Origin of the sequence: Aliagarivorans taiwanensis DSM 22990, assembly GCF_000429505.1 — a bacterium.
In the GTDB taxonomy this organism is placed as follows: Bacteria; Pseudomonadota; Gammaproteobacteria; order Enterobacterales; family Celerinatantimonadaceae; genus Aliagarivorans; species Aliagarivorans taiwanensis.
In genome coordinates this window covers 91,983-104,366 of the sequence record NZ_AUBZ01000003.1, presented here as the reverse complement: position 1 = coordinate 104,366, position 12,384 = coordinate 91,983, and the positions used below count along the sequence as shown (strand labels likewise).

Below are 12,384 nucleotides of genomic sequence, written 5' to 3'. Positions count from 1 at the left end.
AAGATGAAACGTGCAATTATTCTGGTGATGGACTCGTTTGGGATTGGCGCAACCGCCGATGCCGACCAGTTCGGAGATGTTGGTTCTAACACCTTGCTGCATATCGCAGAAGCCTGCGCTGAAGGGCGCGCCGATATTGGGCGCAAGGGCCCGCTTAACATCCCCAACCTAAACCGTTTGGGCTTGGGTCAGGCCTGCTTTGAAAGCGGCGGTGTATACCCACCGGGGATGGACCCAGATGTGAAACCCATTGGTTACTATGGCTACGCCAAAGAGCTGAGCAGCGGTAAAGACACGCCATCGGGTCACTGGGAGATCGCCGGTGTACCGGTGTTGTTTGACTGGGGCTACTTCGACAAGCCCACCAACAGCTTCCCACAAGAGCTGCTGGATGCATTGGTAGAGCAGGGCAACCTACCGGGCTATCTGGGTAACTGCCACTCATCCGGTACCACGATTTTGGAGCAGCTGGGCGAAGAGCATATGGCCAGTGGCAAGCCGATCTTCTACACCTCGGCTGACAGTGTATTCCAGATCGCTGCCCATGAAGAAACCTTCGGTTTAGAGCGCTTACTTGAGCTGTGCGAGCTGGCGCGTAAGCTGGTCGATCCCTACAACATTGGCCGGGTGATTGCCCGTCCATTTGTTGGTAGCAATGCCAGCGATTTCCAGCGCACCGGTAATCGCCGTGATTACTCGGTACTGCCGCCAGCGCCAACCCTACTGGACAAGATGGCCGATGCCGGCGGTGAAGTGGTGAGTATCGGTAAGATTGCCGATATCTACGCCCACCAAGGCATTACTCGCAAGGTGAAGGCAACCGGTCTGGAAGGGCTGTTTGATCTGACCCTGAGCGAGATGGCGCGCGGTGTCGATAACAGTATTATCTTCACCAACTTCGTCGATTTCGACTCCTCCTATGGTCACCGTCGTAATGTGGCTGGCTATGCCGCCGCGCTAGAGTACTTCGACAAGCGCTTGCCGGAGCTGCTCGAGCAATTGGGCGACGATGACGTGGTACTGCTTACCGCCGACCATGGCTGTGACCCGACTTGGGAAGGCACAGACCACACCCGCGAGCACGTACCGGTACTGGTTTATGGCAAGAAGTTGGGCGCCAAGAATCTTGGTTTGCGTAATAGCTTTGCCGATATGGGACAGTCTCTGGCCAGTTACTTGGGGCTACCTGCTCTGGGCTACGGCGACGCGTTCCTGTAAATCTTTTTAATTTTTGACCGGGGGCGTTGGCCCCCAAAATAAGGACTGACAATGACAACTCCTCACATTAGTGCAAACCCTGGTGATTTTGCTGAAACCGTACTGTTCCCTGGCGACCCGCTGCGTGCCAAGTACATCGCTGAAACCTTCCTGGAAGATGTGGTTCAGGTAACTGGCGTGCGCAACATGTTTGGTTTTACCGGTACGTACAAAGGCAAAAAGGTATCGGTAATGGGTTCTGGCATGGGTATTCCTAGTGCTTCTATCTACGCCCACGAGCTGTACACCCAATACGGTGTAGAGAAGATCATTCGCGTGGGGTCTGCTGGTGCCATCAGCCAAGACGTTCAGCTGCGTGACGTGGTTATCGGCATGGGGGCATGTACCGACTCGAACGTGAACCGCCAGCGCTTTAAAGGCTTTGATTTTGCCGCTATCGCTAACTACGAGCTGCTACGCAACGCGGTCGACAGCGCCGAGAAAGCCGGCATTAAAGCTAAAGTGGGTAACGTATTCTCTGCCGACCTGTTCTACGGCCCAGACCCAGAGATGTTCGACGTGATGGAAAAACACGGCGTTTTGGCCGTTGAGATGGAAGCGGCTGGCCTTTACGGCGTAGCAGCCGAGTGTGGCAAAGCCGCGCTGTGTGTAGTAACCATTTCTGACCACATCCGCACCGGCGAGCAAACCACCGCTGAAGAGCGTCAACTAACCTTCAACGATATGATCGTTCTGACTCTAGACTCTCTGATCTAAGTTACTCTCTGATCTAAGTTACTTAGGTTACTTGTCGGGGCTATCTGGCGACTCGGTGCGAGTTGCCACATCCTCGATTAACGCACGGGCCCGTCGGGCTCGTGCTGCTCTTGCCCGCAGGGCAATCGCCGCTAGGGTCGCCGAATAACGTTTGCGTGACAGCACCCGAGTGAGCAGAAAGCCAATCGCCATCGATACCAACATAATCAGCATCATCTGACTTTGTCCCTGTTCGATATAGCGCTCCGCTTTAGACAGGATCGACTGGTAGTTAAGTTGGATCTTCAGATAAGCGCGCAGCCCTTGCTCGCTGTCACTGACCTCGGTAATAAATGGTCGTTCCAGCGCATTGAATAGGCGCATGGGGGAATCTTGCTCGCTATGGTCGCTACGGACCAATAACTTGCCTTGGCGATCGAACACCGCCGCCAATGATACGTAGCGTTGCTGCTGCAACTCATCGACCAGGCTTTGCAGCTGTTCGCTGTGCAGCTCTTCGGGTTGGCTTAGGGTGTTGTGGATATTGAGTGTTGCAACGCTGCTCAGCGAGCGCGCCAGTTGCTCACTTTGGTAATGGATCAGGCCTTGCCCGCTGGTTTTTAGCTGCAGCAGGGATTGAAAGATCCAGATACAGCAACCGATAGCAATCAGTAGCTGTAGGAACTGTACAACGCGGTATCGGGTTATGGCTTTCTTATCCATTATTTATGTCTTTAGCCTCCACACAGCTACCATCTTAGGGACTTGCCAAAGCAAAATCCAATAGCTATCTTGAAGCGCCTAGGGTTTCATTAGCAAGGATGTAATTTGCACCATTCCCATCGACTCTCTCAACTTCCCCCGCTGGTGGCAGATTGGCCATCGGTATTGGATGATTTCCCCTATCAGCTCAGTGGCGAAGACTTGGCTCCTCATGTCAGCATTGCCTGCCACTGCCAGCTGTTGATTTGGGCGCCAGCGCTTAGTGCTGAGCAGCTCAACCAACTAAGCCTTACCGTGCAGGCTGATGGCCGCCAGTTAGTGTTACAAGGAGCCCGGGTGATGCTGGGCGCCACCACGGTGCTACTGAGCGCAGAGTGCACCGAGCAAGAGCTCAAGGCCTTGTTGGAGGCACAAGACTGGGAGTTTGACTGGGTGGTGATGAGCCGCTTACCAAACCTTCATCTGCCGGGCCTTATCCTGATGGATATGGATTCGACCACCATTCAGATTGAGTGTATCGATGAGATTGCCACCCTTGCTGGGGTTGGTGAAGAGGTCAGCGCAGTGACCGCCGCGGCAATGCGCGGCGAGCTGGATTTCGAGCAGAGCCTGCGCGCCCGAGTTGGCAAGCTGGCCGATGCACCTGAGGCGATACTTCAGCAAGTGGCCGATAGCATGCCGTTGATGCCGGGCCTAAAAGATCTGTTGTCGTTTGTTAAGCAGATTGACTGGAAGGTAGCGATCGCCTCTGGTGGCTTCACCTACTTTGCCGAGCGCTTACAGCAAGACTTAGGTTTTGATCGGGTAGTAGCCAACCAGCTTGAGATCGTCGATGGCAAGCTGACCGGGCAAGTACTCGGCGGGGTGGTGGATGCGCAGGTTAAGGCCGATACCCTGAAGGCCTTGGCGCAAGAGTTCGGCGCTACCCAAACCATGGCGATTGGCGATGGTGCGAATGATTTGCTGATGCTGGCCGAATCGGACTTTGGTGTGGCCATTCACGCCAAGCCACTGGTACAGGCGAAAGCGCAGATGGCAATCCGCCACAGCGACTTGGATGGGGTAGTGCGCATCCTGTCGGCCTCAGAGCTGCTGAGCGGCTGCGCTTAAGCGAACGTGATAAGGCTACAGAGCGCTGGCTAAGCGCTCTGTAGCTGCATAAACTCCGGCATCTTCAAGCGATGCATCAGCTCGGCTGTGGTATCAGTGACCACCGCCACACCCACCACACTCCACAGCTCATCTTCTAACCGCTTGGCCTTATGAATGGCGTAGTGGCTGATGTAATCCAGCTCGCGCTGAATAAACTCGGTATCTGGTCGTCCGACCCGCGAGATATGCAGGCTAAACGACAGCACTCGGCCTTTGCCACTGGCAAACTTCACGTACTCTGCCAGCCGACCTGACTCTTCCAGCTCGGCCACATCGCGCAGACTGATTAAGCGGCGGGTATTGTTGTTCACCAGGGCCAGTAGCTCGATGACTTCCGGGGCGTGCTCGGCATCGAGGTTACGCACGGTATCTAGCAGCTTGCTGTGCAGCTCACCCTGATTGAACAGATCGCTTAGCTCAGCGACGTGCTCGCCATCACCAACCCCGGTGAAGCTGTCAAAGCTATGTGGATGGCTGCCATAACCCAGACAACTGATATCAAAGCGGCCGGGGCGTTTTTCGATGTACAGCGCGCGGCAGAACAGCGGTTCACAGAATAGCTGACGCAAGGTCTCAGAGAGGCCATTCATCGAGGGGCGCTCTGGCACCTGATTAAGCTTGTCGAGGTTGTTGGCAATCAACTGCTCAAAGAAGCGCATGCCATCGTGTAACTGGTGCTCGATGACTGCGGCCTGCAGGTTAAACACGTTGCCTTGCCGATTGTGATTGACCACTCGGTAGGGCAGCAGCTTGAGGTCGTAGCTTTTCACCAGCTTTTGGAACTGCGGCAGGCTTAGGTAGAGGGTGTCGCCCTTGGCGACAGTAATGTCTCCCTCCACCTCGATTTGCATGCCATGTACCGAGAAATCGCGGCACCAGGCCACCAGTTTCTCGCCATGCTTGGTTTCAACCTCCACCAACGAGCGATACATGTAGCGATCTTCGCGGCGCAGCTGTAGGTACTTGTAGGCCACCACTTCGAAGCTTGGGCTGACCATCTTGCTCTGGTTGAAGATGGCTAATTGATTCGGATTGAGCTTGACCGGGTAGTTATCGTGGTAGAGCTCGCCGGCAAACTGCGCGGTGACGTCGCTGAGCAAGCCCACCGTTCTAAGGTTCCCCACCGCAGAGTTGATTCGCTCCAGATCTACCGCCCCCATCTTGCGCGACAGCGATGAGGCACTAACGTGGGGGGCTTCGTCGATATGCTGCCATTGATACTTCATCACCCGCCAGCTTGGCTTACGCGAGCCGAAGCCGATGAATAGCTCGCGCAACTGCGGATGCTCTTCCAGCTCTTCGCGGGTGGCGGTATAGAAGAACAGACGATCTCTGGCGGTATGGGTGAAGCAGAAGATCAGCGTCTCACCTTCAATCTGACTTTGGTAGCGCAGCATCCGCGGCTTATGGAACAGCTGCGACAGGTGGCTGTGGTTGCTCTCATCGCGCCAGTAAGCCAGCAGTTCTTGGTTGTTCGGGGTGGAGAGGGCAAAGCGCAGCGTGGGCGGCTCTCCCTTGTCGAAGTAAACCGGGATACCGTGCAGACGCGGCATCAAGTATTGCTGATAGCCCTTGGTGACCACCGCCGAGCTGACGCTGTCAACGTCTACCCGATAACGCCCTTTATAAGAGCGCAAATAGGTTTCGAAGAAGGTTTTGAACTCTTCGTCGGGGTTGACCACAATCATGCGCAGCGACTGACCTTTGTCGCTGTGGTTGATGCCCACGATTTGGTACTCGGTACCGGCGCCCAGTACCTTGTTGGCAAACTCTTTCTCTAATCCGGTGAAATAGACGATTAAGCGCTGACCCACTTCAAACTGACGGTCTTTGTCGACTTTCACTTTGATACCCGACACCGACATGTTTGACGACATGGCCTCGAACTCTTCCCCGTCACTACCTGCAAGTTTCAGCGGCGCGGCAAGATGCATGCGTTCCTCATTCCTCGAGATAAACTGGCCGAGTTTGACCGCTCTCGCCTGATATTGCTTAGGGCGTTGCTTAGCGGCTTCCTGCGGGTCGATGTTGCGTTGTTGCATGACCCGAAAGTTGTTTTCGGTCTGCTGTAGCGCTTCATACACTCCCATGGTGTAGGTGCCGGCAAAGCGGGATAACTGGGCCTTGAATTCGTTTACGGCGATCTCGTCGAGAAAGTGGGTGAGTCCGTTATGCTCAAAGGCTTGGCACTCTCCGTCCACTTTACCTCGGAGATCGATAATCCGCTGGCAGGGTTTAGCCAGACGGTTAATTTCCATTTTCAGCAGGAAGCGTTGGTTACTGCTCATATCCTGCGTGGCGCTATTGAAGACATCACTAAAATCACCGCTATTGGCCAGAGGCAATAGCTGCTCGATCAGCGCCTGATTAAAAGCCGCGTTCATGTTCTAAGAATCCGAAACCGTACCACTGTCAAATTATTGGTGAAGTCACTACAATGTGATGTTTTTCCAGCAAAGTTTGTGCCCATTAGTGATTAAGCACAAGTCAATAATTACTGAAACGCGCACTCAAACAAGTTAGGTTTTCCATGGCAAAAACTAAAACCGCTTATGTCTGCAACGACTGTGGCGCAGACTTTCCCCGATGGCAGGGGCAGTGCTCCGAGTGTAAAGCCTGGAACACCATAAGTGAGGTCCGACTAGCTGCCAAGCCCTCCAATCGTAGCGACCGCTTTAGCGGCTATGCGGGCGATACCCAAGCCAAGGTGCAAACCTTGGAAAACATCGATCTCACCGAGCTGCCGCGCTTCTCCAGCGGTTTTAAAGAGTTTGACCGGGTGCTTGGCGGCGGTATTGTGCCCGGCAGTGCCATCTTGATTGGTGGTTCACCGGGGGCCGGTAAGAGTACCTTGCTGCTGCAAACCATGTGTGGGCTGGCCCAGCAGATGCCCACCTTGTATGTTACCGGTGAGGAATCGTTGCAGCAGGTTGCGATGCGCGCCCAGCGCTTGGGGCTGCCAAAAGACAAGCTCAAGCTCCTCTCGGAAACCAGCGTTGAGCAGATCGGCGCGCTGGCCCTGCAAGAGAAGCCCAAGCTGATGGTGATCGACTCGATTCAGGTGATGCACATGGCGGACATTCAGTCGGCGCCGGGTGGGGTGAGCCAGGTACGCGAGAGCGCGGCGTGGCTGACCCGTTTTGCCAAGCAACACAACATTGCCATGCTGATGGTGGGCCATGTGACTAAAGATGGCACCCTGGCTGGCCCGAAGGTATTGGAGCACTGTATTGACTGCTCCATTATGCTGGAAGGCGAATCGGACGGGCGCTTCCGCACCCTACGTGGCCACAAAAACCGCTTTGGCGCGGTCAATGAGCTGGGCGTGTTTGCCATGACTGGGCAGGGGCTTCGCGAGGTGTCGAACCCCTCGGCCATCTTCCTGTCGCGCGCCCAAGAGCCAGCGCCGGGCTCGGTGGTGATGGTGGTATGGGAAGGCACCCGACCATTGCTGGTGGAGATCCAAGCCTTGGTGGATTACAGCGCATTGGCCAATCCGCGCCGAGTTGCAGTGGGGCTGGAGCAGAATCGCATGGCCATGCTGCTGGCGGTGTTGCATCGTCATGCCGGGGTACAGATGTCTGACCAAGACGTGTTCGCCAACGTGGTCGGCGGCGTGCGAGTTGCCGAAACCAGCGCCGATTTGGCCTTGCTGGTGGCGATGGTGTCGAGCTTCCGCAATCAGGTGCTTCCGCAGGAGCTGGTGGTATTTGGCGAGGTGGGTCTATCTGGCGAGATCCGTCCGGTGGGCAATGGCATCGAGCGACTCAATGAAGCGGCTAAACATGGCTTTAAACGCGCCATCGTGCCGATTGGCAACAAGCCCAAACAGGCCATTCCGGGCATTGAAGTGGTTGGGGTAGCTAATTTGTCTGAGGCGATAGAAGCGCTCTAGAGCAGGGCAAGAGCAAGAGAAAGAGAAAGAGAAAGGGGCTGAATCTAGCCCCTTTTCTTTCTAGAAGATTAGCTGTTCCAGCTGGCGGTGCAGGGCTTCGTCGTCACCGAGATTAAGTTCAATCAGCCGCTTGAGGTGGCTGGCGCTATCCAAGTCTAAGTGGGTGATGTGTAAACCGATGTGCTCTTCGGTGGTGTGGCGCACCTCGGCATCCATGGTAATGCCAATGGCGTCTTCCGCCAGCTCTGTGAGGTTAAAACTCAGGGTCAACTGGGTGACCTCACTGTCCCAATCGTTCGGTACCGTCACCAGCGCTCCCTGCAGGGACAGGTCCAGCAACTCACAAGACCAACTCTGATCGGCATGGTTGAGATAGGCTGGGCGGTTAAACAGCACCCTGAGAAATTTTCGTCGTTCATCCATAGCGCATTCCTGCTTGCTGTCGATTCCTTTAGCCTAGCTTAACAGCTAGTTACATGCTCTGAGCAGGCTCTCTTTTTTGAAGCCCATGGCATTCAGTATTGGCTGTGGATTGTGTACATTGAAGGCAGACGAGCCGCGCACTATGCTGCGGTCGATAGAGCTTCAGGGAAGAGATTAATGCCGAGCAAGCAACAACTTAAACTACTACTGATTCAAATCCGCGATGACGAGCAAACCCGCCAGGAAGAGCTCAGCAGCTTCGCCCAGTTCTGTGAGGTGGCCGAGTCGCAGTTCGATATCTGGAACGTGTTCGATCAGCCCCATTATGATCACCAGCGGCTCGCTGACTACCATGCGGTACTGGTGGGCGGCTCCAGCGAGGCGAGTGTTCTTGAACCCGAGCGTTATCCCTTTGTGGAAGATATTCAGGCGCTGCTGCGTGAGTGCCTGCAGCGTAAGTTACCGGTATTTGCCTCTTGCTTTGGTTTTCAGTTGGCCGTACTGGCGCTGGGCGGCGAGATCTTCCACCATGACCAAGATTTTGAGATGGGAACCCTGCCGATCCGTTTAACCGAGGCCGCCCAGACAGACCCCTTGTTTTCCACCATGCCCGACCCGTTTGTTGCGGTATCGGTACATCGCGATAGTGCCTACCAGTTGCCCGCCGACTGTATCAACCTGGCGGAAACCGACCACTGTGTGCACGCTCTAAAAGTTGAAGGCGCGCCGTTTTGGGCGACCCAGTTCCACCCGGAGGTGGACCGGGCAATCTTGGTACAGCGCTTGTCACTATTTGCGGATAAATACACCGAGGGGGCCGACCAGCTTAGAGCGGTATTAGACGGCGCGGTGGAAACCCCTGAGAGCAATGCCCTGCTTGGGCAGTTTGTAGAGAGGATCTTGCTGGATGAACAGTCTACTTAGGTGTGTTGTTGCGAGTTTGCTGCTGGTGAGCACCCCGCTCATCGCTTCACCCTCAGACAATGAAATCTGCCGCTATGCGGTTGCCAGCTTGGTTAGTGCCCAGCCGCAGCAAGTGCGCGATTATCGCCAAGGCGCCGATGGCGTTGAGCTGCGCTGGTCTAACGGTGCCAGCACCGAGCTGTTTATCTGTGCCATTGACGGAGACAGCATCCAGTGGCGACGCGCCCAAGACAGTCAGTGGCAACAATCCCCCAGCCTTGGCTATTCTGAACAAGGCGCAGAGCTGATTATCGAGCATCGCTTGGGTAGCGCGGTGTTGCGTCAAGATCGCTACCGGCGCTAACTGAAAATCCATTAACTTCAGCATATTGCCAGTCACTTGAGTGACGATTCGCATATTCTGCGAGTTTATTCACTATTCGCTGCGAATAAAACGCTATTTATGCATTGATATGCGACTTTGCTTGCTATATTATCTCGCTAAATTATTCAGCCGCAGTGAATATAACAATAGAATACGCTGTGGCGGCTGACTGAATATGCAGAGTTAAGAGGTTGCAAACATGACATCCACCACCACCGAAGGAAACGCCAAGGGCAGTGCGTTTTTGGGGCCATCGCTGTTAGGCATTTTCCTGTTTATGACGCCGGTGCCTTATGACGGCTCGCTTACTATTCCTGTGGCGATCTTGGCCAAGCTGTTTACCGGCGGCTTGGGTGATTTCGCGGTGCCGTTGATCACCACTCTGATTACCGCCAGCGCCCTGATAAGCTGTTATTTCTTCTTTGTCAAGCCCGCTTGGCTTAAGGACCAACCGCTGCTGAGCGCTTTGTTCCAGCTCTCGCCGGGCTGGTTTGTAGTGAGAGTGCTTGGTGCCATCTTTGTGTTGGCCACCGCGTTGGAGATTGGTCCGAGTGAGGTGTGGTCTGGCGATACCGGCGGCCTTATTCTGTTCGACTTGCTACCGACCTTGCTTGGCGTATTCCTGTTCGCCGGGGTGCTGCTGCCACTGTTGCTTAACTTTGGCCTGCTGGAGTTTGTAGGCACCTTACTTAGCAAGGTGATGCGTCCACTATTCACCTTGCCCGGCCGCGGGGCGGTTGACTCGATGGCTTCTTGGCTTGGCGATGGTAGCGTGGGCATCATGCTAACCAGCAAGCAGTATGAGCAGGGCTACTACACCCAGCGTGAAGGCATTGTGGTGGCGACTACCTTCTCAACCGTATCGATTACCTTCTCATTGGTGGTGCTGGCGCAGGTACAGTTGGAGCATATGTTCCTGCCTTTCTACGCCGCCGTGTGTGCTGCCGGCTTTGTGGCGGCAGTGATCACCCCGCGCATTCCACCGCTGTCGCTATTCGCCGATAAGTTTATCGACGGCAAGCAGCGCGGCGGCAACGAAGACCTGATCCCACAAGGGCATAGCGCCTTTAGCTGGGGCTGGAGCTTAGCTGTACAACAAGCACAGCGCGCCAGTAAGCCGCGTCAGCTGCTGCAACAAGGTCTGCACAATGTGGCTGACTTATGGATTGGTGTACTGCCAGTGATTATGGCAGTGGGCACCGTTGCTCTGGTGATTGCTGAGACGACCCCGGTGTTTACTTGGCTGGGCATGCCGTTTATTCCTCTGCTCGAGCTACTGCAAGTACCTGAGGCGGCAGCGGCTTCCGAGACCTTGGTAGTGGGCTTTGCCGATATGTTCGTGCCATCTATTTTGGCGGCCTCTATTGAACCTGAGATTACTCGCTTTATCATTGCTGCAGTTTCGGTTACCCAGCTAATCTATCTGTCTGAAGTGGGCGCGCTTATCTTGGGCAGCAAGCTTCCGGTGAAGCTGTGGCAACTGTTTGTCATCTTTATTGTGCGCACCTTGGTTACCCTTCCGGTAGTAGCGGGCATGGCGCACCTGTTTTTCTAGGGACTCCATGAGTAAACCCATTCACGCGGCCATCTTTGATATGGATGGCCTGCTACTGGATAGCGAGCGACTTTGTCGCTCGTATTTTTTGGACGCTTGCAGCGAACTGCAGCTGAGCGTGCCAGAGAGCGTCTATCTGCAAATCATCGGCTGCAATGCCCAGCGTATCGAGCAGATTTTTGCCGAGCAGCTCGGTCCAGACTTCCCCTATCACCCCTTAAGAGAACGCTGGATGGCGCTCTATCAAGGACATGTACACAACCGCGCGGTGGCGTTGCGCGAAGGCGTACGAGAGCTGTTAGAGCTGCTTGCAGGCTTGCCGATTCAGCTCGCGGTTGCCACCTCCACTGCCAAAGAGCTGGCCGAGACCAAACTGCGCCTAGCCGGACTGCGCGATTACTTCTCGCTGATCACCTGTGGCTGTGAAGTTGCTCATAGCAAGCCCGACCCCGAGATCTACCTGCTGGCCGCTTCGCGTCTTGGAGTCGCTCCCGAGCACTGTATCGCCTTTGAAGACTCCGCCAATGGGGTGCGCGCTGCCCATGCCGCTAATATGCAAGTGGTTCAAGTGCCTGATTTGGTGGTGCCGGATGAGTCGCTGCTGGCCTTGCAACATCGGGTTATCCCTAGCTTGAATGAAGCGCGGCAACTGTTTATTTAGACCTGTTTTAGCGCCTGTTATTGAGGCCTGTTTTAAGGTGTTGTTTTTTTGACGCTCTAAGCTGGCACTGAACTTGCCATTGCTGGGTAAAGCCAGTAATTACGCGCGGAGTTCAGTCAGATGCTAGAGATTCAAGTCAATGCCAGTTTGGTTCCCCACCTACCTGCCCAGCTGCCCAGCCTTAAGCAGGGGTTAAGCCTGAACCGCTGGCAGGCCCACCGCTTTGACATCGACCAGCATCACTGTGTTATCTTGCGCGAGGCACAAACCGGCTACGCCATGTTGTTCTTTAACCTCAAGCACGATGACTACCAAGCTCTAAGCGAAGTCTGCCGCTTCCGCCTACTCAGTGAAGCGCTCACCGTGGCCGATCTTGATGAGCTGGGCAACCAGCGATTGCAGAAAAACCTGCTGGAGCAGTGCCAGTCGGTGCTGCTCACTCAACCGTCTTCGTGCTCCCAGCAACAACTACAACACCTAGAAGCATTAGTGAAAGCATTGGTTGTTCGCCACCAAGGTATCCCAGGTAATCAGGTGGAAGAGTTCCGCTGGGGGGTTATCTTGAACGACTACGTGGAAGCCGGGTTGGGTGAAACACCCTACCAGCAGATGCAGCAATACTGGCAAGGTTTGGCTGAGTGGCAGTCGCAAGCCAGTGCTCCGCTCTACCACTAAGCGCTTCAACGCTGCGTTTTTATGAGTGAACGGAGACTTATTTCATTTCATGGATTGCT

The 12,384-nt window shown here is 54.9% G+C and carries 12 protein-coding genes; 9 read left to right on the top strand and 3 right to left on the bottom strand.

The features are described 5' to 3' along the window. The first annotated feature begins 3 nt into the window (after nucleotides 1-3). Nucleotides 4-1,218, top strand: coding sequence for a phosphopentomutase (locus tag G462_RS0103370; RefSeq protein ID WP_026957736.1), 1,215 nt, complete (start codon nucleotides 4-6; stop codon nucleotides 1,216-1,218). Nucleotides 1,219-1,269: 51 nt separating this feature from the next. Next, a complete protein-coding gene (deoD, locus tag G462_RS0103365) occupies nucleotides 1,270-1,974 on the top strand; it encodes a purine-nucleoside phosphorylase (RefSeq protein ID WP_026957735.1) in 705 nt (234 codons plus the stop codon). 27 nt (nucleotides 1,975-2,001) lie between these two features. On the opposite strand, the gene G462_RS0103360 is transcribed toward deoD, so the two are convergent. Next, a complete protein-coding gene (locus G462_RS0103360; RefSeq protein WP_026957734.1) occupies nucleotides 2,002-2,676 on the bottom strand; it encodes an AhpA/YtjB family protein in 675 nt (224 codons plus the stop codon). A gap of 105 nt (nucleotides 2,677-2,781) precedes the next feature. Between G462_RS0103360 and serB the strand changes: the two genes are divergently transcribed. Next, nucleotides 2,782-3,786, top strand: coding sequence for a phosphoserine phosphatase SerB (gene serB, locus G462_RS0103355; RefSeq protein WP_026957733.1), 1,005 nt, complete (start codon nucleotides 2,782-2,784; stop codon nucleotides 3,784-3,786). A 29-nt stretch (nucleotides 3,787-3,815) separates the two neighbouring features. Here serB and G462_RS0103350 read toward each other — a convergent pair whose 3' ends face one another. Further along, complete coding sequence (locus G462_RS0103350; protein ID WP_026957732.1) at nucleotides 3,816-6,212, bottom strand: PilZ domain-containing protein; 2,397 nt, start codon at nucleotides 6,210-6,212, stop codon at nucleotides 3,816-3,818. A 146-nt stretch (nucleotides 6,213-6,358) separates the two neighbouring features. On the opposite strand from G462_RS0103350, the gene radA reads away from it, so the two are divergent. Continuing rightward, the gene (gene radA, locus G462_RS0103345; RefSeq protein ID WP_026957731.1) at nucleotides 6,359-7,723 is read left to right on the top strand and encodes a DNA repair protein RadA; all 1,365 of its coding nucleotides are present in this window, start codon (nucleotides 6,359-6,361) and stop codon (nucleotides 7,721-7,723) included. 60 nt (nucleotides 7,724-7,783) lie between these two features. On the opposite strand, the gene G462_RS0103340 is transcribed toward radA, so the two are convergent. Then, nucleotides 7,784-8,146, bottom strand: coding sequence for a PilZ domain-containing protein (locus G462_RS0103340; protein WP_026957730.1), 363 nt, complete (start codon nucleotides 8,144-8,146; stop codon nucleotides 7,784-7,786). Between the two features lie 177 nt (nucleotides 8,147-8,323). Here G462_RS0103340 and G462_RS0103335 point away from each other — a divergent pair, with 177 nt between their 5' ends. The 5 genes from G462_RS0103335 to G462_RS0103315 all read left to right on the top strand — a co-directional run bounded on the left by G462_RS0103335 (nucleotide 8,324) and on the right by G462_RS0103315 (nucleotide 12,325). After that, nucleotides 8,324-9,070: a type 1 glutamine amidotransferase gene (locus G462_RS0103335; protein WP_035476625.1), complete on the top strand. Its 747-nt coding sequence runs from the start codon at nucleotides 8,324-8,326 to the stop codon at nucleotides 9,068-9,070. Next, nucleotides 9,054-9,413: a hypothetical protein gene (locus G462_RS0103330; RefSeq protein WP_157378540.1), complete on the top strand. Its 360-nt coding sequence runs from the start codon at nucleotides 9,054-9,056 to the stop codon at nucleotides 9,411-9,413. The genes G462_RS0103335 and G462_RS0103330 overlap by 17 nt, the downstream gene beginning before the upstream one ends. Nucleotides 9,414-9,633: 220 nt before the next feature. Beyond that, a complete protein-coding gene (locus tag G462_RS0103325; protein ID WP_035476622.1) occupies nucleotides 9,634-10,989 on the top strand; it encodes a YjiH family protein in 1,356 nt (451 codons plus the stop codon). A 7-nt stretch (nucleotides 10,990-10,996) separates the two neighbouring features. Further along, a complete protein-coding gene (locus tag G462_RS0103320; protein WP_026957726.1) occupies nucleotides 10,997-11,650 on the top strand; it encodes an HAD family hydrolase in 654 nt (217 codons plus the stop codon). Between the two features lie 120 nt (nucleotides 11,651-11,770). Next, nucleotides 11,771-12,325, top strand: coding sequence for a DUF6933 domain-containing protein (locus G462_RS0103315; protein ID WP_026957725.1), 555 nt, complete (start codon nucleotides 11,771-11,773; stop codon nucleotides 12,323-12,325). Nucleotides 12,326-12,384: the final 59 nt, after the last annotated feature.

Bases quoted from the DNA above. Each gene is read 5' to 3' on its own strand.
- G462_RS0103325 (WP_035476622.1), top strand. From the start codon at position 9,634: ATGACATCCACCACCACCGAAGGAAACGCCAAGGGCAGTGCGTTTTTG.
- G462_RS0103335 (WP_035476625.1), top strand. From the start codon at position 8,324: ATGCCGAGCAAGCAACAACTTAAACTACTACTGATTCAAATCCGCGAT.
- deoD (WP_026957735.1), top strand. From the start codon at position 1,270: ATGACAACTCCTCACATTAGTGCAAACCCTGGTGATTTTGCTGAAACC.
- G462_RS0103340 (WP_026957730.1), bottom strand. From the start codon at position 8,146: ATGGATGAACGACGAAAATTTCTCAGGGTGCTGTTTAACCGCCCAGCC.
- G462_RS0103370 (WP_026957736.1), top strand. From the start codon at position 4: ATGAAACGTGCAATTATTCTGGTGATGGACTCGTTTGGGATTGGCGCA.
- G462_RS0103320 (WP_026957726.1), top strand. From the start codon at position 10,997: ATGAGTAAACCCATTCACGCGGCCATCTTTGATATGGATGGCCTGCTA.
- G462_RS0103330 (WP_157378540.1), top strand. From the start codon at position 9,054: ATGAACAGTCTACTTAGGTGTGTTGTTGCGAGTTTGCTGCTGGTGAGC.
- radA (WP_026957731.1), top strand. From the start codon at position 6,359: ATGGCAAAAACTAAAACCGCTTATGTCTGCAACGACTGTGGCGCAGAC.
- G462_RS0103350 (WP_026957732.1), bottom strand. From the start codon at position 6,212: ATGAACGCGGCTTTTAATCAGGCGCTGATCGAGCAGCTATTGCCTCTG.
- G462_RS0103315 (WP_026957725.1), top strand. From the start codon at position 11,771: ATGCTAGAGATTCAAGTCAATGCCAGTTTGGTTCCCCACCTACCTGCC.
- G462_RS0103360 (WP_026957734.1), bottom strand. From the start codon at position 2,676: ATGGATAAGAAAGCCATAACCCGATACCGCGTTGTACAGTTCCTACAG.